Source organism: Paracoccus angustae, assembly GCF_042648745.1.
GTDB lineage: Bacteria > Pseudomonadota > Alphaproteobacteria > Rhodobacterales > Rhodobacteraceae > Paracoccus > Paracoccus angustae.
This window is the reverse complement of sequence record NZ_JBHRXY010000013.1, coordinates 54911-74468: the sequence shown is the minus strand read 5'-3', so window position 1 is coordinate 74468 and position 19558 is coordinate 54911. Positions and strand designations below refer to the sequence as shown.

Below are 19558 nucleotides of genomic sequence, written 5' to 3'. Positions count from 1 at the left end.
CCATGGATCATGACCACCAGGAGCGGATCAGGCAGCGCGCCCACGAGATCTGGGAAAGCGAGGGCCGCCCCGAGGGCCGCGATGCCGAACACTGGAACCGCGCCGAGGAAGAACTGAAGAACCGGACGGGCGACGATCAGCCCGCCGGGGACGCGGAGTCCCAACCAGCGCGCGCGGCCCGGTCCGGCCGATCCGCCAAAGCGCCCGGCACGGGCCGAAAGACCAAGGCCTCGTCGCCGTCGGACGAGCCGGCCAAGCCCAAGCGCACCCGCAAGACGGCCAAGGCCTCGGACGAGACGGCCGAGCCGCAGGCGGAATCGACGCCTTACCTGAACGACGGGCCGTAACGCCCCGGATCACCGGCGCCGGTCCGACGCGCTATTCGGCTGCCCGTGCTTTCTCAAGCTCGGGCAGGAAGCGGTTCGCGTAATCCTCGCGCACCAGCGGCCCGGCGAAACGGTAAAGGATCCTGCCCTCGCCATCGACGATAAAGGTCTCGGGCGGGGCGGTCACGCCCCAGTCGATGGCGCCTCGCCCCTTGGGATCGGTCGCGATCGCCGCGAAAGGGTCGCCATCTTGCTCAAGGAACGATAGGGCGTTCGCATCCGTGTCGCGCAGGTCGATGCCGTAAACCGGCATCTGCTTGGCCAGTTCCACAAGCGTCGGATGCTCGGCCCGGCAGGGCGGACACCAGCTGGCCCAGAAGTTCACCAGCTTGACGCCCGGCTGGCGCAGCATCGCGTCGGTCAGTTGCGTCTTGCCGGGCAGCGTCGTTTGCGGAACGGCGGGCGCTTCGCGGCCCACCATGGCCGAAGGCAGTCCGGTCGGATCGTCCCGCCCCATGCCCCACAGGAACATCCCCGCCAGGGCGGCGAAGGCCAACGGCGGCAGCGCGACGAGGGGCGAGATTCTAGCCATGTCTTTCCTGCTTTTCCAACGCGCGGCGGGCACGGGCATTGGCCGCCAGCGTTTGCCAGATCAGCCCGCCCAACAGCGCCAGCGAGACGCCATAGGCCCCCAGAACGGCGCCCGCGTATTTCCCAAGCTCGATCATGCGCGCATCTCTCTGGCTTGCAGCGCGGCCAGACGGCGCCTGCGGATTTCGGTGCGGGTGCGGACCAGCAGCAGCGACAGGAACAGCAGCCCGAAGCCCAGCATGGTCAGGTAAAGCGGATACCGGTAAACCGCGCTCATCCGTTCGCCTGACTGGACGGACAGGCTGGCCCCCTGGTGCAGGCCCTGGTTCCAGAAAAGCACGGCATAACGCGACAACAGCGCGAAAACCGACCCCACCAGGCACAGCACGGCGGTCAGGTCGGCGGCGCTGTCGGGATCCTCGACGGCGGACCACAGCGCCATGTAGCCGATATAGAACAGCAGCAGGATCAGGAAGCTGGTCAGCCGCGGATCCCATTCCCACCAGGTGCCCCACATCGGCTGGCCCCAGACTGCGCCGGTGATCAGCCCGATCACCGTCATCACCGCGCCGACGGGGGCGGCGGCCTTGGCGGCAAGCGCGCTGACATGGTGGCGGCGGATCAGCCAGATCAGGCTTGCCGCCAGCATCATCACCCAGATGTTGATGGCCATCATCGCGGCGGGCACATGCAGGAAGACGATCTTGACCGTCGATCCCTGCCGGTAATCCTCGGGCGTGAGGAAGCCCCAGACCAGGCCCGCGACGGTGCAGACGGCGGCCCCCGCCACGGTCCATGGCAGGATCGCGCCCGACATGCGCATGAACTTGACGGGGTTGGCGTATTCCCAGATCGACATGTTCGTTCCCTAGCGCCGGCTCGGGCGCGGCTCAAGCCCGCCTCACCGCAGATTGACCCGCAGCGCGGCGGCTGCGGCAAAAGGTATCACGGCCAGCACCCCCGCCGTGATGCCCGCCAGAAACAGCAGCGGCGTGCCCGTGTACCCGGCCTCTTGCCCGCGCCGGATCATCTCGGTCCCGAAGATCAGGGTCGGGATGTAAAGCGGCAGAACCAGCAGCGACAACAGCAGCCCGCCGCGCCGCAGGCCGACGGTGACGGCGGCGCCGAAGGCGCCCAGCATCGACAGCGCCGGCGTGCCCAGCAGCAGCGAGGCCAGCAGCGCGGGAATGGCCGCGCCCGGCAGGTGCAGCAGGATCCCGAACAAGGGCGCGGCGGCGACCAGCGGCAGGCCGGTGGTGATCCAATGCGCCAGCGCCTTGACCGCCACCGCCCCTTCCAGCGGCAGCGGCGATGTCGCCAGCAGGTCCAGGCTGCCGTCCTCGTGGTCCAGGGCGAAGATGCGGTCCAGCGACAGCAGGCAGGCCAGCAGCGCGCCCAGCCACAGGATGCCCGCCGCGACTGGCCGCAGCGCCGCGGTGTCCGGGCCGACTCCGAAAGGAACAAGCGCGCAAAGGATCAGGAAAAAGGCCACGCCCAGGCCGAAGCCCCCGCCCGCGCGCACGGCCAGCCGCAGGTCGCGCCGCAGCAGGGCGATCACGCGAAAGCCTCGTTGAAGCCGGCAGGCCGCGCGGCAAGGGCGGGCCTGGCCTTGAAGGGCGTCAGATCCAGCACCCGCGCGTCCAGTTCCAGGTCGATATGGGTGGCGATCAGCGCCGCCCCTCCCCCCGACAGATGCCCGCGCACCATGTCGGCAAAGCGCGCGACCGATGCCGCGTCCAGCGACACGGTCGGCTCGTCCAGCACCCACAGGGGACGGCGCGCGACCAGCAGGCGGGCCAGGCCCAGGCGGCGCTTCTGCCCCGCCGACAGCGCCGCTGCGGGACGGTCGGCCAGCGCCGTCAGGTCCATGGCCTCCATCGCGCCTGCCACATCGCCGCCGCCGAAGACCTCGGCCCAGAAAACCAGGTTCTCGGCGACGCTCAGCGCGCCCTTCAGACCGTCGGCATGGGCGGCATAGGCGACCGCGTCGTCCGGCATGTCGATGCGTCCCGCCACGGGGGGCTGCAAGCCCGCGACCGTGCGCAGCAGCGTCGTCTTGCCGATGCCGTTCGGGCCGCGCAGGATCAGCGCCTGTCCGGCGGCCAGCGCGAAGGACACCCCCTCGACCGTCCGCAGACCGCCGCGCGCGACGGCAAGGTCGTGAACGGCAAGCAGGCTCACAGGGGCAGAAGCGCGCAGGCGACGCGCCGCCCTTCCGAGATCGTGACGTTATAGGTCCGCGCCGCCGTCGGAGATGCCATGGATTCGACCGCCACCCCCGCATCGCGCAGGGCGGCGACCAGATCGGCGGGGGCATGGGCGACATCCGCCCCCATGCCGATGAATAGCACATCCACCTGGCCCGCCAGCGCCAGCAGCGGCGCACGGTCGTCCAGGCCCGCCCAGGCGGCACCGCCTTGCGCCGTCACCAGCACCGCGCCGTGGACGACCCGTCCACTGATGCGGAAAAAGCCGGGGCCATAGCCATCGACGGCCGCCGCCCCGCCGAACTGGGTGGGCGTCAGCTTCATCAGGGACGTTCCGCGTTCTCAAAGGGCGACGCGGCCAGCTTCGGATCCTTCTTGGACCAGTCGCGCTTCACGCCCAGCCACAGCACGATGTTCTTGGCGACATAGATCGTCGAATAGCAGCCGACGATCACCCCGAACAGCATCGCGATCACGAAGTCGCGGATCACGTCGCCGCCGAAGATCAGCATGGCGGTCAGCGCGATGCCGGTCGTCACGGCGGTCATCACCGTGCGCGACAGGGTTTCGTTGGTGGTGAGGTTCATCAGCTCGATCAGGGGGCGGGTCTTGTACTTCATCAGGTTTTCCCGCAGCCGGTCGAAGACAACGACCGTGTCGTTGCAGGAAAAGCCCAGCGTCGTCAGCAGCGCCGCGATGGTGGTCAGGTCGAACTTCAGCTGGAACAGCGCGAACAGGCCCACCGTCAGCAGCACGTCGTGGATCAGCGACACCACGCAGCCGATGGCGAACTGCCATTCGAAGCGCAGCCAGATATAGGCCATGATGCCAAGACAAGCCGCGCCAACCGCGTAGATCGCCGACTTGATCAGTTCGGAGGACACTTTCGGACCGACGGATTCCACCGAGGCAAAGGTGATCTGCGGATCGACCTGCCGCAAGGCGGACTCAATCCGGTTCAGTTGCTCGGGACCGACAGAGGCGGTGTCGTCCGTGGTGCCGATGCGGATCATGGCGACGTGGCGGTCGGCGCCGAAGCTGGGGTCGAAGACCTCGGTGATGGCCAGGTCGCTGAAGCCCAGGTCGTCAAGGGCGTCGCGGTAATCGCCCACCTCGAAGGCGGTCGGACTTTCGGTGCGGATGGTGGTGCCGCCCTTGAAGTCGATGCCGAAGTTCAGGCCCATCGTGGCGATCAGAACCAGCGACAGCGCCATGGCCGCCATTGACGCGCCAAAGGTCAGCCACTGCCAGCGGAAGAAATCGATCCGGGTGTTGTCGGGGACGAGTTTCAGACGGAATGCCATGTCGGTCCCCTCACAGGATCAGTTCTTTGGGCTTGCGCCATTCCAGCCACCAGATGATCATCAGCCGCGTCAGATAGATCGCCGTGAAGACCGAGGTGACAAGACCGATGGTCAGCGTGACGGCAAAGCCCTTGACCGGGCCGGACCCCAGAAAGAACATCACCGCCGCCGCGATGAAGGAGGTGACGTTGGCGTCGATGATCGCGCTCATCGCCTCGTCGAAGCCGTCGCTGATGGCTTTGGCCACGCGCTTGCCCGCGCGCAGTTCCTCGCGGATGCGTTCATAGATGATGACGTTGGCGTCCACCGCCGTGCCGACGGTCAGCACGATCCCGGCGATGCCCGGCAGGGTCAGCGTGGCGCCCATGACCGACATCACCGACAGGATCAGGATCACGTTGGCGATGACCGAGATCGAGGCGAAGGCCCCGAACAGCCCATAGCTGGCGATCATGTAGGCCACCACCGCGGCGGTGGCGATCACGGACGACAGGCGCCCCGCGTCGATGCTGTCCTGGCCCAGTTCCGGGCCAATGGTGCGTTCCTCGAGAAAGTCCAGTTGCGCGGGCAGCGCCCCGGCGCGCAGCAGAACCGCCAGCTGGTTCGCCTCGTCGAAGTCCATGGACCCCGAGATCTGCCCCGACCCGGTGGTGATCGCCTGCCGGATCACCGGGGCCGAGATGACCTTGTTGTCCAGCACGATCGCGAAAGGCTGGCCGATATTGGCGCTGGTATAGGCGCCGAACTTCCGCGCGCCCGTCGGGTTGAAGCGGAAATCGACCGCCGGCATGCCGTTCTGGTCGGTCGAGGGAACGGCGTCCGTCAGTTCCTCGCCGGTGACGACCGGGCTTTCCTCCAGCGTGTAATACAGCCCCTCCTGATCGGCGGCCGGCAGGATCACCTGCCCCGGCCCGGGCCGGGCATCCGGGTCGGTGCCGGTCGCCACAACCGAATTGAAGGTCAGCTTGGCGGTGGTGCCGATCAGCGCCTTCAATTCCTCGGCCGAGCCGATGCCGGGCACCTGGATCAGGATGCGGTCGGCGCCCTGGCGCACGATGGTGGGTTCGCGGGTGCCCACCTCGTCCACGCGGCGGCGGATGATTTCCACGCTTTGCTGGACGGTGCGGTCGTCGGTCGCGGCCTTTTCGGCGTCCGAAAGCTGGATGGTCAGGGTGTTGCCCTGCGCCTGGATCGCCAGGCTTTGCTGGCCCGCGCCGGTCAGGGTGGTCACGGGATTGGAAAAGCCGCGCACGATCTCGGTTGCGCGGGTCATCCCTTGGGGATTCTCGATCTCGATCTTCAGCGTGCCTTCGGGCGACGGCAGGCGGCGGATCGCGCCAAGGGTCGCGCGTTCATCGGCCAGCGCCCGGCGCAGTTCGGGCCACAGCGCGTCCATCCGGGCCTTGTAGACATCGGCCACGCGGACCTCGCCCAGAAGATGCGCGCCGCCGCGCAGGTCGAGGCCGAGCGCCACCACCGACGAGGGCAGCCAGCCGGGCCAGCCGTCGCGGGCGGCGGCCAGTTCGGGCGTCTCGACCCCGGTCCGCGCGATCTCGGCCACGGCGTCGTTGTGGGATTCGACACGGCTGTAGAACAGGTTGGGCACGGCAAAGCCGATGCCGATGATGCAGAGCCCGATGATCAGGATGCGTTTCCAACGGTCGATCTGTAGCATCTTTGCCGAAGCCCTTGAGTTTTCTTTGAAAGCCGCGTCAGCCGTTTGCGGCGACCGGCTCGGTCCGGGACAGGACTTGCGACACCGTGCCGCGCACCACGCGGACCTTGACGCCGGTGGCGATCTCGACCTCGAGTTCCTCGTCGCGGACCGAGGACACCTTGCCGATGATGCCGCCCTGCGTGACCACCTGATCGCCTTTTTTCAGCGCCGCGACCATCTCGCGGTGCTGTTTGACGCGCTTTTGCTGCGGACGGATCATCAGGAAATACATGATCGCGAAGATCAGGATCAGCGGGATGAACTGCATCAGGGCCGCGCCGGCGGGTGCATCGGCGGCGGCCTGGGCATAGGCGGGGGTGACGAACATGGGTTGTCCTTTCGGCTGTCACGGCGGCTGGCAGGATGGTTGGCCCGCCCGGATTGGCGCGCAACCTATCCCCGCCGCCCCTGCTTGGCAAGAAAGGCCGGGCCGCTGCGGGGACACGGCCGCAAACAGGATCGTGAGCGTCGGCCCAGGCCCGCTACAGCACGACCGGCAGCATCGACAGCACCAGCAGCCCGGCCATGCCCGCGTTGAAGGCCCGCAGCCGGGCCGGGCGGGCCAGCAGTCCCCGCAAGCCCTGCCCCGCGGCGGCCCAGGCCGCGACCACCGGCAGGTTCACCACCGCAAACACCGCCGCCACCACCAGCGGACCGCCGGCCCCGGCGGCATAGGCCGACAGCGCGCCAAGCGCCATCGCCCAGGCCTTGGGGTTGACCCACTGGAACGCCGCCGCGCCCAGAAAGCCCAGCGGACGGCCCGGCGGCTCGGCCTGGGACGGCGGCGCGGCGGTGGCGATCTTCCAGGCCAGCCACAGCACATAGGCCAGGCTCAGCCATTTCAGCGCCCCGGCCAGCACGGCGCTGCCCATGACGATCCGGTCCAGTCCCATCCCCAGGACCGCCACCATGGCGCCAAAGCCCAGCGACACGCCCAGCATGTGCGGCACCGTCCGCCGCAGGCCGAAATTCGCGCCCGAGGCCATCAGCATCATGTTGTTCGGCCCCGGCGTGGCCGAGGTGACAAGGGAAAAGCCCGTCAGGGCCAGCAGGATGTCGGCAGTCATCGGATTTCCATGATCGCGGCCCTATCGCGCCACGGGCTGCGCGCGTTCGACCAGCCGCGCGAAGAAGCTGGCCCCGATGGGCGAAACACTGTCGTTGAAGTCATAGGCCGGGTGATGGACGCTGGCCGTGTCGCCCTGGCCGATGAACAGATAGCAGCCGGGCCGCGCGTCCAGCATGTAGCTGAAATCCTCGGCCCCCATCTCGCGCCCCGCCTCGCCCGAGATGTTGTCGGACCCGACGATCTCCTGCGCGACCTGCACAGCAAAGGCGGTCTGGTCGGGGTCGTTGACGGTGGCGGGATAGCCCTCGGCATAGTCCAGCCGGATCGTCACGTCGAAGGCTGCGGCCTGCCCTTCGCAGATCTGCGTCATGCGGCGGCGCACCATGTCGCGCACATGGGGGGCGAAGGTGCGCACCGTGCCGCAGACATAGGCGGTGTCCGGCACGATGTTGTCGGCGCTGCCCGCGTGGATCTGCGTGACCGACAGGGCAAGGTCGTCCAGCGCGTAATGGTTGCGGCTGGAAATCGTCTGGATCGCATTCACCACCCCCACCGCGGCCACGATGGGATCGGCGGTCAGGTGCGGCATGGCGCCATGCCCGCCCCGGCCCTGGACGTGGATTTCAAAGGTATCCACGGCCGCCATGATCGGTCCGGGCGTGGTGTTCATCAGCCCCACGGGCAGGCCGGGGCTGTTGTGCATGGCGAAAACCCGGGTGATGCCGAAGCGGTCCATCATGCCGTCGCGGACCATCGCCTCGCCGCCCCCGCCGTTTTCCTCGGCCGGCTGGAAGATCAGCGCGACGCGGCCCGCGAAATTGCGCGTTTCCGCCAGATAGCGCGCGGCGCCCAGCAGCATGGTCGTGTGCCCGTCATGCCCGCAGGCATGCATCCGGCCCGGCACGGTCGAGGCATGGTCAAGCCCCGTCGCCTCCTCGATCGGCAGGGCGTCCATGTCGGCGCGCAGCCCGATGGTGGGGCCCGGCCCCTGCCCTTCGATAATGGCGACAAGGCCGGATTGGCCGATGCCGTCGTGAATCTCGTCCACGCCGAAGTCGCGCAGGCGTTCCGCCACAAAGGCGGCGGTGCCGTAGCAGTCGAAGCCCAGTTCCGGGTGCCGGTGCAGGTGGCGGCGCCAGGCGGTCATGTCGTCGGAAAATTCGGCGATGCGGTTCAGGACGGGCATGTGGACTAACGACCTTGGCTGTGGCAATGCCCCATCAGGACAGAAGCGAGGGGAAATCGCAATGACCGAAGCCAGCCGCCGCGACCCCGGGGCCGAGATCGCCCGCCTGATCGACATCATGGCGCAGTTGCGCGATCCGCAGACGGGCTGCCCCTGGGACATCGAGCAGGATTTCGCCTCGATCGCGCCCTACACGATCGAGGAAGCGCACGAGGTCGCCGACGCGATCGACCGGCAGGCCTGGAGCGAATTGCCGGGCGAGTTGGGCGACCTTCTGTTGCAGGTGGTGTTCCATGCCCAGATGGCGCGCGAGGCGGAGATGTTCGATTTCGCCGATTGCGCCGCCGCGATCTCGGACAAGCTGGTTTTCCGCCATCCCCATGTCTTCGGGGATGAAAGCCGGGACAAGTCGGCCGAACAGCAGGTCAAGGACTGGGAAGCCATCAAGGCCGTCGAACGCGCGGGCAAGGCCGAGCGCGGCGCGCTGGACGGCGTGGCCCTGGGGCTGCCGGCGCTCACGCGCGCGGTCAAGCTGCAAAACCGCGCCGCCCGCGTGGGTTTCGACTGGCCCCATGCGGGCGAGGTTCTGGACAAGATCGCCGAGGAGACCGCCGAACTGGTCGAGGCGCGCGACAGCCTGGGGCCGGAGGCGCTGGAAGAGGAGTTCGGCGACCTTTTGTTCGCGATGGCGAACCTGGCCCGGCATCTGAAGGTCGATCCCGAACAGGCCCTGCGCCGCGCCAATGCCAAGTTCACCCGCCGCTTCGGGGCCATCGAGGCCGCGCTGGCCGCCACGGGCCGCCGCCCCGAAAACAGCGACCTGGCCGAGATGGACCGGCTGTGGGATGCCGCAAAGGCAGCCGAAAAGGCGGCGGAGTAAGGGGCTTCGCCCCTCGGCCCTCCGGGCCTCACCCCAGGATATTTGCGCAAAGGTGAATGGCTAAGCGGCGAGCCGCGCGACCTGCCGCAAGGCGGCATCATAAACCTCGATCCCGCCTCTGGATGCGCCTTCGGAAAGCGTCCGCTTCCAGCCCCGCGCGCCGGGCATTGCGTGGAACAGGCCCAGCATGTGGCGCGTGATCTGGTGCAGGCGCCCGCCCCCGGCCAGATGCCGGACAACATAGGGGCGCATCGCATGGGCGACCTGCTCGGGCGTGTCGAAGGGAGGCGCGTCGCCCCACAGGCGGTCGGCCCGGCCCAGGATGTCCCTAGGCTGGTGATAGGCCGCGCGCCCGACCATCACCCCGTCCATGACCCGCAGGTGATCGCGCGCGGCCTCCAGGCCGGGGATGCCGCCGTTGATCGACAGGTGCAGGTCGGGAAACTGCCCCTTCATGCGGTGGACCAGCGGATAGTCCAGCGGAGGGATGTCGCGGTTTTCCCTGGGGCTGAGCCCTTGCAGCCAGGCCTTGCGCGCGTGGATCGCGATTCGCCGGACGCCCGCGGCGCGCATCCTGTCCAGAAAGGCGGGCAGGACATCCTCGGGCCGCTGGTCGTCGACGCCGATGCGGCACTTGACCGTGACCTCGACCGGGCTGGCGTCGAGCATCCGGGCCACGCAGTCGGCCACCAGATCGGGGGTCTTCATCAGCACCGCGCCGAAGCAGCCCGATTGCACCCGGTCGCTGGGGCAGCCGACATTCAGGTTGATCTCGTCATAACCCCAATCCGCGGCGATCCGGGTCGCCGCCTCGAGTTCGGCGGGATCCGATCCGCCCAGTTGCAGCGCCAGCGGGTGTTCGGCAGGGTCGTAATCCAGCAACCGGCGGCGGTCGCCGTGGATGATCGCGGGGGCCGTCACCATTTCGGTATAGAGCAGCGCGCGGCGCGACATCAGGCGGTGGAAGACCCGGCAATGCCGGTCGGTCCAGTCCATCATGGGGGCGACGGACAAGGTGGCTGCGTCCGTGACAGGAGTGTTCAACATCTGGCCGACGCGACGGAAAGGGAAAGATGGTGGGTGATAACGGATTTGAACCGCTGACATCTTCGATGTGAACGAAGCGCTCTACCGCTGAGCTAATCACCCGTGGGCGCAGCATCTAGCAGGCGCGAGGAACGACCGCAAGGGCGAATCGCCCGCTTTCAGTCCATTGCCGAGGGGCGCGCCGACTGGCGGATGCTGGCGGGCCTGCGGCGCAGGCGCAGGGTGATGATCTCACCGCCCCGCTGGTCGCGTTCCAGGTTGACCCTGGCCCGGCCAAGGGGCGGCACGGCCAGCGTCTCGCCCGCGGACAGGGCCTTGCCCAGTTGGGCCAGCGTCGCCTCGATGATGGGGCGGGCATCCGCCTTGCGCGCGCCGCTTGCCGCCACCACGCGATCGACGAAATCCTTTTTCTGAAGAACCTGCGCCGGCTGGGGATTGCGGGGTCCGCCCCCGTCGCCGTCTGCGGAACCGACACGCTTAATCATCACACACACTCCGTATACTAGAACAGCGAGTTCAGCGTGAGACGAGTCTGACCCAAGGTCAACATTATTCTTGGCTTTGTATCGGCCTTTGCGGGAAGGCGCCCGGACAGGCCCGCCGCGCATCCCCGGGGGACATGCGCGGCGGCGCCGCTCAGTGATCGCCCTTGCGCGGCTTGCCGCCCTTGCGGGGGGCGGCGAACTTGCCCCGTTCCTTGCCGCCCTCGGGACGAGCGGTCTTGGCGCGGAAGCCGCCGGGCTTGGCGGGGCCGGCGCCATCGGAACCCGCCTTGCCGGCGCGGGCGCTGCGGTCCTCGGCCGTCCAGCGGGCCTTCTTGGGCCTCGGGGCGGCCTCGTCGGGCGCCTCGACGCGCGCGGGCCTTTTCCAGTCGCCCTCGGGCTTGCGGCGGGCGGGGCGTTCGGCGGGACGGGGCGCGCGGTCCAGATCCGGCTCGCCTTCCAGGCGGCGCATGGTCAGGCCCGGCTCAAGCTCCAGTTCCTTGCCGAACGCGCCGGCCTGAGCCACGGCGATCTGGACGAAGGTCTCGTCCTGGCGCACGCGGATGGCGCCGATGGCATCGCGGTTGATCCCGCCGCCGTCGCAGATCTTGGGCAGCAGCCAGCGCGCCTCGGCCCGGCCGGTATGACCCACGGACAGCCGGAACCAGACCGCCTCGCCGAAGGGCGGACGCTCGCGCGCGGCAGAAGGGGCACGGTCTTGCAGCACCGTCAGTTCCTCGGGCGCGGGGCGGCCTTCGCGCCACAGGCTGACAAAGGCCTGGGCCAGCCGCTCGGGGCCGAAGCGGTCCAGCAGAATCTGCGCCATGGCCAAATCGTCGCCGGTCCCTTCGTGCAGAGCGGGATGGTCCAGCATCCGGGAATCGTCCTGGGCCCGAACCTCGTCGGCAGAGGGCGCGGGGCCCCAGTCCGCGTCCACCCGGGCGCGCTTCAGCAGCATCTGCGCCTTGCGGACCTCGGAGGGCATCACGATCAGGGCGGACACGCCCTTGGCCCCCGCCCGGCCCGTGCGGCCCGAGCGGTGCAGCAGCGTTTCCGAATTGGTCGGCAGATCGGCATGGATCACCAGTTCCAGCCCCGGCAGGTCGATGCCGCGCGCGGCCACATCGGTCGCCACGCAGACCTGCGCCCGCCCGTCGCGCAGGGCTTGCAGCGCATGGGTGCGTTCCTGCTGGCTGAGTTCCCCCGACAGCGCCACGGCCTTGAAGCCCCGGTTGCCCATGCGGGCCAGCAGGTGGTTCACGTTGGCCCGCGTCTTGCAGAAGATGATCGCGGTCCGCGCCTCGTGCAGGCGCAGGATGTTGAAGATCGCGGGCTCGCGGTCGCGAACGGCGACGTTGAAGGCGCGGTATTCGATGTCGCCGTGCTGGCGCGATTCTCCTTGGGCCACGATGCGCATTGCATCGCGCTGGAAGGTGCCCGCCAGATGTTCGATCGCGGGGGGAACCGTGGCCGAGAACATCAGCGTGCGCCGGTCCTCGGGCGCGGATTGCAGGATGAATTCCAGGTCCTCGCGGAAGCCCAGGTCCAGCATCTCGTCCGCCTCGTCCAGAACGGCCACGCGCAGGGCGGACAGATCCAGCGATCCGCGCTCGATATGGTCGCGCAGGCGGCCGGGGGTGCCGACGACGATGTGGGGATTGCGCTCCAGCGCGCGGCGTTCGCCGCGATAGTCCATGCCGCCCACGCAGGTGGCGATCCGGCCGCCCGCCTGGGCGTAAAGCCAGCCCAGCTCAGCCGCGACCTGCAAGGCCAGTTCGCGCGTGGGCGCGATGGCCAGCGCCAGGGGCGCCGCCGCGTCGGGCAGCACGTCGCCGTCCAGAAGCTGCGGCGCGATGGCAAGCCCGAAGGCCACCGTCTTGCCCGATCCGGTCTGCGCCGAGACCAGCATGTCGCGCCCCTGCGCGTCGCTTTCCAGAACCGCCTGCTGAACCGGGGTCAGGCTGGCATAACCCTTGGCCGCCAGCGCCGCGGCCAAAGGCGCGGCTATCATATCGTTTGTCATGTCTTCGCCAGAATGGGGGTGCGGACACCCGTGAAGGCACCGCGATCCTTGCGACAGACTTCTCCCCGCGTCCGCCGCCCTGGACATCAGGGCCGAAGCGGCGGCTTCTAGGGGATCGGATGCGGAAAGTCAAAGGAAATGGGGCATCAGCCCATGCCAAGCGCCTGCTTGTACATTTCCAGGATGGCCTCCTCCTCGGCGATGTCGTCGCGGTCGCGCTTGCGCAGGGCCACGATCTTCTTCATCACCTTGGTGTCGTAGCCGCGCGCCTTGGCTTCGGCCATCACCTCTTTCTGGCGTTCGGCGATGTCTTTCTTTTCCGCCTCCAGCTGCTCGAACTGCTCGATGAACTGGCGCAGCTCATCCGCCGCGACGCTGTATGCCTGATCGTCCATCATGGGGTTGTCCTTCTGTTTGATCCTGCCCGTCTTTGGCCGCATCTGTTAGGCGGTCTTGCCGCGCGGCGCAATCGCCGCTAGGGCCCATGACCGACAAGGGCGCAGGGAATGGCGGGGAATGATCCGATGACGGTGTTCGACTGGCTGATCTGGGGCGGCGCGGCGCTGACGCTGGCGGGGGTCGCGGCGCTGGCATGGTGCATCCTGACGGTGGCCCGCGCCCGCAAGGCCGGGCTGGACGACGCCGCGCTGCGCGCGCGGATGCGGCCCGTGCTGGCCGTCAACATGGGCGCGCTGGCGCTGTCGATGATCGGGCTGCTGCTGGTCATCACCGGGATCGTGCTGGGCTGATGCGCGCGCTTGTCCAACGCGTGACCGAGGCGGCGGTCGACGTCGACGGGACCGTTGTCGGCCGCACCGGGCCGGGGCTTCTGGTGCTGGTCTGTGCCATGGGCGGCGATGACGATGCCGCCGCCGACAAGCTGGCGCTGCGCGTGGCAAAACTGCGCATCTTCCGCGACGACGGGGGCCGGATGAACCGATCCCTTTTGGACGCCGGCGGCGCTGCGCTGGTCGTCAGCCAGTTCACCCTGGCTGCCGACACCCGCACCGGCAACCGCCCCGGCTTTTCGGCGGCCGCCACGCCCGAGGAGGGGCGGCGGCTTTACGAACGCTTTGCCGCCAGCCTTGCCGCGCAGGGGATCGCAGTCCAGACCGGCAGCTTCGGCGCCGACATGAAGGTGCGGCTGGTCAATGACGGCCCGGTGACGATCTGGCTGGACACGGCGGACCGGGGCTAGAGGATGAAGTCGTTCGCGGCCAGCCGCGTCGCATCGTCCACCCAGATCTCGAAATCGGCGGTCTTGTTGCCGTTGACGTCGCCGCGCACCAGAACGCCGTCCGCCTGCCTGACATACCAGACTGAATGAGCCGCCGCCGCTGTTCCCGTAAAGGCGAAGGCCTGGTTCCCGCCGCGCGCGAAATTGGCGTCTATCAGCGACAGGTCGATGTCGTCCTGACCCACGCGGAATTGCAGGATGCCGTCGCGTTGCGCGCCCGGGGCGGTTTCCACCGGGGCACGGAAGATGAACACGTCGCGGGCCGCGTCAAGGCCGCCGTGCAGCCGGTCCCGGCCCGTGCCGCCGTCCAGCGTGTCGCTGCCGCCTCCGCCTTCCAGGGTGTCGTTGCCGGTGACACCGATCAGGCGGTCATGCCCCTCGCCGCCCACAAGACGGTCATTGCCCCCGCCGCCGTTTGCCGTGTCGTTTCCGGCCCCACCCAGCAGCGTGTCGTTCCCGCCCTGGCCGGACATCCGGTCATGGCCCGCCCAACCCTCGAACCGGTCGTTGTAGGCACTGAGGGTGATCGTGTCGTTGCCCGCCATGATCGAGGCGAACACCGCCCGGTCATCGGCATTTCCATAGGTCAGCGCCGCATTGTAGAGACGCGCTGCCGAAATGGAAAAGTTCTGCAAGGACCAGATTTCCGGCCCATCGTAGATCTCCTCGGACATGAGCGTGACGGTTCCCCGGGTCACATCGCCCCAAGCGCTGAAGCCGAAGCCGGATCCGCCAAAGCCGAGGAGCAGGTCGTCATATCCGTCCCACCCATTGACGATATAGACGTCCTGAAATGTCTTCCCGGAAATTTCGTGATAGAAGTCCTCCAGAAAGAAATCTTCATAGAACCATCGCTCATAGAAGTTAAGGTCGATCGAATAACTGTCGAACTGGTAGTCGGCCCTGAACGTCGCCATGGTGGATTCCCGGAAAAAACGTCAACGATTGGGATAGCTTATGCATTACTTCCCAATTCTTTTGCCATGATCGGCAGGCTCGCGCCACGGTTAATCTGAATGCTCCTTAACGTCTTTTCTGCCCTCGCGAAGATTCTGACAGGCCCCGATCCGGCTTGACTTGCACGTGATGAAGGCCCATGTGGGTCTTGTCGTCGCCCGCTGCCGCGTGAGCAGCCGCGTTTTCGCCCAGGGTCCGGCACATTTTTCCAGTTTCCCATTCACGCGGGGAGGCTTGCGGGCACCCTATCGCCCCCGCATCCCTGCTGATCGCCGCGCATCGGACGCGGCCCCTGCCTTGCGTCCGATACGGGGGATGCGGGGATGAGAGACTGATGGAACACAAGAACCCCCGCCGCCCTTCGCGCGGCCAGAAACCGCGCACCGCACCGCATCTTGACGCGAACGAAGGCCGCCGCGCCCCGGCGCGCGACCCGCTGCCCACCGGCCCCTTCGCCGACATGGGCATCGACCACCGCATCAACGCCAATGTGGCCGCGATGGGGCTGACCAAGCCCACGCCGATCCAGACCGAGGCCATCCCCGCGGTCGTCAAGGGCCGCGACGTGCTGGGTCTGGCGCAGACCGGCACCGGCAAGACGGCGGCCTTCGGCCTGCCGATGCTGACCCGGCTGATCAATTTCGGCAAGAAGCCCGATCCCAGGACCTGCCGCGCGCTGATCCTGGCGCCGACCCGCGAACTGGCGACCCAGATCGCCACCAACATCGACGCCTATGCCGAAGGAACGCCGATCCGGTCGTTCCGGGTCGTCGGCGGCGCCTCGATCAACGTGCAGACGGAACGGCTGTCGCGCGGCGTGGACGTGCTGATCGCCACGCCGGGCCGGCTCATGGACCTGATCGAGCGGCGCGCGATCAGCCTCGAGGCCACGACCTATCTGGTGCTGGACGAGGCCGACCAGATGCTGGACATCGGCTTTATCCACACCCTGCGCAAGATCGCGCGGATGCTGCCCAAGGACCGCCAGACGTTGCTGTTTTCCGCCACCATGCCGAAGCTGATGGAGGAACTGGCCGACACCTACCTGAGCGATCCGGTGCGGGTGGCCGTCAACCCTCCGGGCCAGGCTGCCAAGAAGATCGAGCAGGGCGTGCATTTCGTAACCCAGGGCGACAAGGCGACGCTGCTGGCGGAATATCTGGCGAAGCACCCGGGCGAGTTGGCGATGGTCTTTGGCCGCACCAAGCACGGCTCGGAAAAGCTGGCCAAGCTGCTGGAAAAATGGGGCTTCGCCGTTGCCGCGATCCACGGCAACAAGTCGCAGGGCCAGCGGGAACGCGCGCTGGACGCCTTTCGCAAGGGGCAGACCCAGGTGCTGGTGGCGACCGACGTTGCCGCGCGGGGCCTGGACATCCCCGAGGTGGCGCATGTCTATAACTACGACCTGCCGAACGTGCCGGAAAATTATGTCCACCGGATCGGGCGGACCGCGCGCGCGGGCCGCGACGGCCGCGCCGTGGCCTTCTGCGCGCCTGCCGAGATGGGCGAATTGCGCGCCATCGAAAAGGCCATGAAGGCGCCGATCCCGGTGATCGGCGGCGAGGTTCCCGCAGGGCCGGTTCCCTCGGCCCGTCCGGGGGGCGGGCGCGGCAAGCCGATGGGCGCGGGCGCCAACAAGCGTCCGGCGCGGCGTCCGTCGCGGCAGCCGAAAAGCCGGCAGGCGTAGCGCCGGGGGCGGCGTCGCCTTTCGGGTATTTGGACAAAGAAGAAGCCGCAGGGTGCGCGCTGACGCATTCTCCTCCGTAGGGCATGACCTTGTAGACCTGCCGGCGGCAACGCTGGCAGGTCTCTGATTTTGCTTGAGAATGGAGGGACGGCCACACGCGCAGAAGTTGTTCGCGTGTGGAGTTGTAAATTCGCAAGGCTGAATTTACAGAACGCTTCGCCGGTCGATTTCGTCGTCAAACGAAACAGCCAATATCACTTGATGCGGAGACGCGACCTTGACGCAACTCGAACGAGGCGGACTCATGGTCGACAAGATCCCCAATCTCCCGCAGGAGCAAGTCTATCCCGTAGTTCCGGGCTGGATCAACCTCAACACGTGCGGGGATCCCGACTGCGGCAATTTCGGCGTGGCGCCGGACTTTGCTCTGCCGGTCTTCCTGGGGCCTTGGGGCCGCGGAGCGCCGCCTTCAGGCCGGTTTCCATACCGGCACTGAGCACCGGACTCGGTATCTACACGCTGGGTCCCCCGGCCGACGACCTCATCCGCGTATCCAGCATTCTCGACGACTTCCAGCAGCCGGCCACCTGGAGCGATGGGCGCACCCTGATCTGCGAACACCAGCGTGGCAACCGCACCTGCGGGGTGAAATTCAACCTGCTGTCGAACCATCATTTTGAGGATGAGACAGAGCGCCTGCGGTCGCAGAACGGCATCCTCACCGGACCGACCTGCGAGGCCTGCGGCAGGGCCTATCTCGACGCCCCCGGGGAGTTCGCCTTCAACGGAGCGAACGCCCGCGAGGGGGCCAGGCATCGCGGAGTGCGGCTCATCCACAAGCCCTGTCGCGGCAAGAAGGGGTCCCGCTTCACGGTGTCCGTCGATCATGCGCGCCAGAAGGACCGTTCCGACAACATCCGCATCCTGTCGGAACTCGTGAACAATGTCGCCATCAACGGCCTTCGCCGTGTCCTCGCCCCTGCGCCCGGCGCGAGCGAGGCCGGCGTGGCCCGCATCTACGACCGGCTCTTCTGGCTGGAGCGCGTTCTGCTGGCCTGCAAGAAGGCGCAGCTCGCGCGACGGCGCGCACGCTGGGTCAAGGAGGGCCGCCCGCGCCATACCCGGATCGCGCATGACGACATCGTGCTCACCGTGAACTGGGAGACTGCGAAGGACACCCGGGTCACCTCCCTCAACTGCGCGGTCTCGGCCGATATCCAGTCGGGCTATGTGTTCCGCCTCGATGTCGACGTCGATCCGACGGCGAGGCCTTTCCCGCGCCTCGCTTGTCGTTCCAGCACCCGGCTGGCCGTTTCGACGAGCCGGCGCTCTTCGCGTCGGCGGTGGCGCAGCGGCGCATCTTCGCGAACAAGGCTGCCGCCGCCCTCGAACGCTCCACCGAGCCGGTTCACCCCGAAACCCTTCAGGCCATCGACGAAGCGTATGAAAGAGCCGACATCCTGGAGATGATCGGGAACTACTACTTCAATTTCGGGGCGCCCGAGCGGGAAGGGCGCAACGCCTTCACCGGCATCATGACCCGGAACACCTACAACAAGGCGGCCCACTTGGCCTGCCTCAAGGAGATGCTGCCCGAAGGCAAGCTCACGCTCGTGGGCGAGCAGGAGGCGGCGATGGCGCGGGTGATCCCGTACATCTTCCGCGACGAGATCCTGGCCAACCGTTTCGGATGGCATGTGGTCAGCTTCGACAAGGAGGCGAAGAAGCCGCAGATCGTGCGCCGGGCCAGGGCGTTCGACGGCGCGTTCCGGTCCTTCCAGGACGCAAACCCGGCGATGGCGGTTCCCAATGCCCTCCATGCCTGGACCCGGACGCAGCTGACGCCCGCCACGAAGGCGACCGGGAAAGGACGCTCCGGACCGTTTCCGGGCTCGAACTTCGGCACAAAGGCCTTCCCGGCCCTGTGGATCAGAAGCCCGATCAAGGCGAGCGGCGAGACGAACAAGGTCATCGGGTTTCCGATGCTGTCGTCGCGCTACCGCGGGGCCTACCGCAAGCTCGGGTTCCAGGATCCGATCAGCGATCCCGATCTTCTGGACGCCATGACGCGGTGCGTGATCAACGCCACGTTCCAGCCGGCGAGCACCTTCATGAACTCCCTCCGGGATCGCCTGGCCTTCGCGAAACGCGCGGGCGGGCGTTCCTCGCGGTCGGGCGGCACCTACATCAATGGCGCCGCCTACAATCCCCGCGTCCTGATCGCCCTTCTGACGATCTTCGGGATCCACTGCAACTTCTTCGAGGTCAGGCAGTATGTCTCGCCGATCAACAAGCATGAGGAGACGGCGGATGCGCAGGACGGCGTCACCAGCCTTGCGGTTCCCGGGTTCGACCAGCGCATCGAGGTTCCCAAGCGCCGACGCCAGACACCCGTGAAGCGCTCGCCGGCCATGCGGGCGGGCATTCATCCGGTCAAGCCCGGCGACGAGACCCCGAAGCTGCCGACCCTGGCAAAGGTGCTCTACCAGCCGTGGCTGTTCCATGGCACGCCTTTGTGGGGAAGGTTCCAGGGGTGATAGCGATCCATCCGCGGATGACCCCTATAAGCCTCTGCCTTGCAGTACAGGTCTTGCAGGTACCACTCGCACCCGAGATGGCGTCGGCCTGCGCCCCCTTTCGGCAACGCCCCCTGAAGCGCAGGGCGTCCATCTCCACCACGGGTTCAGTCGGCAGCGGGGCTGTCGCGGTGATCCCGCAGGCGACCGTCGGGTAACTGTTATCTGATAGATGTCTGCCGATCGCACGGTGGGCGTTCAATGCATACTCGATAGATGGCCACTCGGCGCGGCGCCGATCCGCTGGCCATGTTCCGGGCGGTCATCGC

General features: G+C 67.6%; 23 protein-coding genes and 1 tRNA gene. 7 read left to right on the top strand and 17 right to left on the bottom strand.

The window, feature by feature from the left end:
* Positions 1 to 2: 2 nt before the first annotated feature.
* Positions 3 to 347 carry a DUF2934 domain-containing protein gene (locus ACFOM8_RS14710; protein WP_377762599.1) on the top strand — a complete coding sequence of 115 codons (345 nt, stop codon included), beginning with the start codon at positions 3 to 5 and terminating at the stop codon, positions 345 to 347.
* 31 nt (positions 348 to 378) lie between these two features.
* Here the strand turns inward: ACFOM8_RS14710 and ACFOM8_RS14705 are convergent, their stop codons facing one another.
* The 11 genes from ACFOM8_RS14705 to ACFOM8_RS14655 form a co-directional block, all read right to left on the bottom strand.
* Positions 379 to 918, bottom strand: coding sequence for a DsbE family thiol:disulfide interchange protein (locus tag ACFOM8_RS14705; RefSeq protein ID WP_377762597.1), 540 nt, complete (start codon positions 916 to 918; stop codon positions 379 to 381).
* Positions 911 to 1054, bottom strand: coding sequence for a heme exporter protein CcmD (gene ccmD / locus ACFOM8_RS14700; protein WP_377762595.1), 144 nt, complete (start codon positions 1052 to 1054; stop codon positions 911 to 913). The genes ACFOM8_RS14705 and ccmD overlap by 8 nt, the downstream gene beginning before the upstream one ends.
* Positions 1051 to 1776 (bottom strand): heme ABC transporter permease CcmC, encoded by a 726-nt coding sequence (ccmC, locus tag ACFOM8_RS14695; protein ID WP_377762593.1) that lies wholly within the window; start codon positions 1774 to 1776, stop codon positions 1051 to 1053. Before ccmC ends, ccmD begins: the two co-directional genes overlap by 4 nt.
* Positions 1777 to 1818: 42 nt before the next feature.
* The gene (ccmB, locus tag ACFOM8_RS14690; RefSeq protein WP_377762591.1) at positions 1819 to 2475 is read right to left on the bottom strand and encodes a heme exporter protein CcmB; all 657 of its coding nucleotides are present in this window, start codon (positions 2473 to 2475) and stop codon (positions 1819 to 1821) included.
* Positions 2472 to 3098, bottom strand: a complete 627-nt coding sequence (gene ccmA / locus ACFOM8_RS14685; RefSeq protein ID WP_377762589.1) for a heme ABC exporter ATP-binding protein CcmA — start codon at positions 3096 to 3098, stop codon at positions 2472 to 2474. The genes ccmB and ccmA overlap by 4 nt, the downstream gene beginning before the upstream one ends.
* A complete protein-coding gene (locus ACFOM8_RS14680) occupies positions 3095 to 3448 on the bottom strand; it encodes an Mth938-like domain-containing protein (protein ID WP_377762587.1) in 354 nt (117 codons plus the stop codon). Before ACFOM8_RS14680 ends, ccmA begins: the two co-directional genes overlap by 4 nt.
* Complete coding sequence (gene secF, locus ACFOM8_RS14675) at positions 3448 to 4428, bottom strand: protein translocase subunit SecF (protein WP_377762586.1); 981 nt, start codon at positions 4426 to 4428, stop codon at positions 3448 to 3450. The genes ACFOM8_RS14680 and secF overlap by 1 nt, the downstream gene beginning before the upstream one ends.
* Positions 4429 to 4438: 10 nt before the next feature.
* Positions 4439 to 6103: a protein translocase subunit SecD gene (gene secD, locus ACFOM8_RS14670; RefSeq protein ID WP_377762584.1), complete on the bottom strand. Its 1665-nt coding sequence runs from the start codon at positions 6101 to 6103 to the stop codon at positions 4439 to 4441.
* A 37-nt stretch (positions 6104 to 6140) separates the two neighbouring features.
* Positions 6141 to 6473: a preprotein translocase subunit YajC gene (gene yajC, locus ACFOM8_RS14665; RefSeq protein ID WP_377762582.1), complete on the bottom strand. Its 333-nt coding sequence runs from the start codon at positions 6471 to 6473 to the stop codon at positions 6141 to 6143.
* Between the two features lie 154 nt (positions 6474 to 6627).
* Entirely contained in the window at positions 6628 to 7212 is a 585-nt protein-coding gene (locus ACFOM8_RS14660) for a LysE family translocator (protein ID WP_377762580.1), read from the bottom strand.
* 21 nt (positions 7213 to 7233) lie between these two features.
* On the bottom strand, positions 7234 to 8400 hold the full coding sequence (locus ACFOM8_RS14655; protein WP_377762578.1) for a M20 aminoacylase family protein: 1167 nt from the start codon (positions 8398 to 8400) through the stop codon (positions 7234 to 7236).
* Between the two features lie 61 nt (positions 8401 to 8461).
* Between ACFOM8_RS14655 and mazG the strand changes: the two genes are divergently transcribed.
* Positions 8462 to 9280, top strand: coding sequence for a nucleoside triphosphate pyrophosphohydrolase (gene mazG / locus ACFOM8_RS14650; protein WP_377762576.1), 819 nt, complete (start codon positions 8462 to 8464; stop codon positions 9278 to 9280).
* A 60-nt stretch (positions 9281 to 9340) separates the two neighbouring features.
* Here the strand turns inward: mazG and dusA are convergent, their stop codons facing one another.
* The 5 genes from dusA to ACFOM8_RS14625 all read right to left on the bottom strand — a co-directional run bounded on the left by dusA (position 9341) and on the right by ACFOM8_RS14625 (position 13230).
* Positions 9341 to 10327 carry a tRNA dihydrouridine(20/20a) synthase DusA gene (gene dusA / locus ACFOM8_RS14645; protein ID WP_377762574.1) on the bottom strand — a complete coding sequence of 329 codons (987 nt, stop codon included), beginning with the start codon at positions 10325 to 10327 and terminating at the stop codon, positions 9341 to 9343.
* 27 nt (positions 10328 to 10354) lie between these two features.
* Positions 10355 to 10429: transfer RNA gene (locus ACFOM8_RS14640), tRNA-Val, on the bottom strand.
* A gap of 56 nt (positions 10430 to 10485) precedes the next feature.
* On the bottom strand, positions 10486 to 10812 hold the full coding sequence (locus tag ACFOM8_RS14635; RefSeq protein WP_377762572.1) for an HU family DNA-binding protein: 327 nt from the start codon (positions 10810 to 10812) through the stop codon (positions 10486 to 10488).
* 151 nt (positions 10813 to 10963) lie between these two features.
* Positions 10964 to 12832 carry a DEAD/DEAH box helicase gene (locus ACFOM8_RS14630; RefSeq protein WP_377762570.1) on the bottom strand — a complete coding sequence of 623 codons (1869 nt, stop codon included), beginning with the start codon at positions 12830 to 12832 and terminating at the stop codon, positions 10964 to 10966.
* Positions 12833 to 12978: 146 nt separating this feature from the next.
* The gene (locus ACFOM8_RS14625) at positions 12979 to 13230 is read right to left on the bottom strand and encodes a DUF2312 domain-containing protein (protein WP_103172693.1); all 252 of its coding nucleotides are present in this window, start codon (positions 13228 to 13230) and stop codon (positions 12979 to 12981) included.
* 108 nt (positions 13231 to 13338) lie between these two features.
* Here ACFOM8_RS14625 and ACFOM8_RS14620 point away from each other — a divergent pair, with 108 nt between their 5' ends.
* Together ACFOM8_RS14620 and dtd are read left to right on the top strand one after the other, a co-directional pair.
* Positions 13339 to 13581, top strand: a complete 243-nt coding sequence (locus ACFOM8_RS14620; protein ID WP_377762569.1) for a hypothetical protein — start codon at positions 13339 to 13341, stop codon at positions 13579 to 13581.
* Entirely contained in the window at positions 13581 to 14030 is a 450-nt protein-coding gene (gene dtd, locus ACFOM8_RS14615) for a D-aminoacyl-tRNA deacylase (RefSeq protein ID WP_377762567.1), read from the top strand. The genes ACFOM8_RS14620 and dtd overlap by 1 nt, the downstream gene beginning before the upstream one ends.
* On the opposite strand, the gene ACFOM8_RS14610 is transcribed toward dtd, so the two are convergent.
* On the bottom strand, positions 14027 to 14986 hold the full coding sequence (locus ACFOM8_RS14610) for a calcium-binding protein (protein WP_377762565.1): 960 nt from the start codon (positions 14984 to 14986) through the stop codon (positions 14027 to 14029). The genes dtd and ACFOM8_RS14610 overlap by 4 nt on opposite strands.
* A 500-nt stretch (positions 14987 to 15486) precedes the next feature.
* Here ACFOM8_RS14610 and ACFOM8_RS14605 point away from each other — a divergent pair, with 500 nt between their 5' ends.
* From ACFOM8_RS14605 to ACFOM8_RS14595, 3 genes are all read left to right on the top strand, one after another.
* Complete coding sequence (locus tag ACFOM8_RS14605) at positions 15487 to 16713, top strand: DEAD/DEAH box helicase (RefSeq protein WP_377762637.1); 1227 nt, start codon at positions 15487 to 15489, stop codon at positions 16711 to 16713.
* Between the two features lie 447 nt (positions 16714 to 17160).
* Positions 17161 to 18183 carry a hypothetical protein gene (locus ACFOM8_RS14600; RefSeq protein ID WP_377762563.1) on the top strand — a complete coding sequence of 341 codons (1023 nt, stop codon included), beginning with the start codon at positions 17161 to 17163 and terminating at the stop codon, positions 18181 to 18183.
* 116 nt (positions 18184 to 18299) lie between these two features.
* Positions 18300 to 19250 (top strand): hypothetical protein, encoded by a 951-nt coding sequence (locus tag ACFOM8_RS14595; RefSeq protein ID WP_377762561.1) that lies wholly within the window; start codon positions 18300 to 18302, stop codon positions 19248 to 19250.
* Positions 19251 to 19558 lie beyond the last annotated feature (308 nt).

Excerpts from the sequence above, each read along its gene's own strand:
- ACFOM8_RS14710 (WP_377762599.1), top strand. The coding sequence starts at position 3 with ATGGATCATGACCACCAGGAGCGGATCAGGCAGCGCGCCCACGAGATC.
- ACFOM8_RS14705 (WP_377762597.1), bottom strand. The coding sequence starts at position 918 with ATGGCTAGAATCTCGCCCCTCGTCGCGCTGCCGCCGTTGGCCTTCGCC.
- ccmD (WP_377762595.1), bottom strand. The coding sequence starts at position 1,054 with ATGATCGAGCTTGGGAAATACGCGGGCGCCGTTCTGGGGGCCTATGGC.
- ccmC (WP_377762593.1), bottom strand. The coding sequence starts at position 1,776 with ATGTCGATCTGGGAATACGCCAACCCCGTCAAGTTCATGCGCATGTCG.
- ACFOM8_RS14680 (WP_377762587.1), bottom strand. The coding sequence starts at position 3,448 with ATGAAGCTGACGCCCACCCAGTTCGGCGGGGCGGCGGCCGTCGATGGC.
- secF (WP_377762586.1), bottom strand. The coding sequence starts at position 4,428 with ATGGCATTCCGTCTGAAACTCGTCCCCGACAACACCCGGATCGATTTC.
- secD (WP_377762584.1), bottom strand. The coding sequence starts at position 6,103 with ATGCTACAGATCGACCGTTGGAAACGCATCCTGATCATCGGGCTCTGC.
- yajC (WP_377762582.1), bottom strand. The coding sequence starts at position 6,473 with ATGTTCGTCACCCCCGCCTATGCCCAGGCCGCCGCCGATGCACCCGCC.
- ACFOM8_RS14660 (WP_377762580.1), bottom strand. The coding sequence starts at position 7,212 with ATGACTGCCGACATCCTGCTGGCCCTGACGGGCTTTTCCCTTGTCACC.
- ACFOM8_RS14655 (WP_377762578.1), bottom strand. The coding sequence starts at position 8,400 with ATGCCCGTCCTGAACCGCATCGCCGAATTTTCCGACGACATGACCGCC.
- mazG (WP_377762576.1), top strand. The coding sequence starts at position 8,462 with ATGACCGAAGCCAGCCGCCGCGACCCCGGGGCCGAGATCGCCCGCCTG.
- dusA (WP_377762574.1), bottom strand. The coding sequence starts at position 10,327 with ATGTTGAACACTCCTGTCACGGACGCAGCCACCTTGTCCGTCGCCCCC.
- ACFOM8_RS14635 (WP_377762572.1), bottom strand. The coding sequence starts at position 10,812 with ATGATTAAGCGTGTCGGTTCCGCAGACGGCGACGGGGGCGGACCCCGC.
- ACFOM8_RS14630 (WP_377762570.1), bottom strand. The coding sequence starts at position 12,832 with ATGACAAACGATATGATAGCCGCGCCTTTGGCCGCGGCGCTGGCGGCC.
- ACFOM8_RS14625 (WP_103172693.1), bottom strand. The coding sequence starts at position 13,230 with ATGATGGACGATCAGGCATACAGCGTCGCGGCGGATGAGCTGCGCCAG.
- ACFOM8_RS14620 (WP_377762569.1), top strand. The coding sequence starts at position 13,339 with ATGGCGGGGAATGATCCGATGACGGTGTTCGACTGGCTGATCTGGGGC.
- dtd (WP_377762567.1), top strand. The coding sequence starts at position 13,581 with ATGCGCGCGCTTGTCCAACGCGTGACCGAGGCGGCGGTCGACGTCGAC.
- ACFOM8_RS14610 (WP_377762565.1), bottom strand. The coding sequence starts at position 14,986 with ATGGCGACGTTCAGGGCCGACTACCAGTTCGACAGTTATTCGATCGAC.
- ACFOM8_RS14605 (WP_377762637.1), top strand. The coding sequence starts at position 15,487 with ATGGGCATCGACCACCGCATCAACGCCAATGTGGCCGCGATGGGGCTG.
- ACFOM8_RS14595 (WP_377762561.1), top strand. The coding sequence starts at position 18,300 with ATGCTGCCCGAAGGCAAGCTCACGCTCGTGGGCGAGCAGGAGGCGGCG.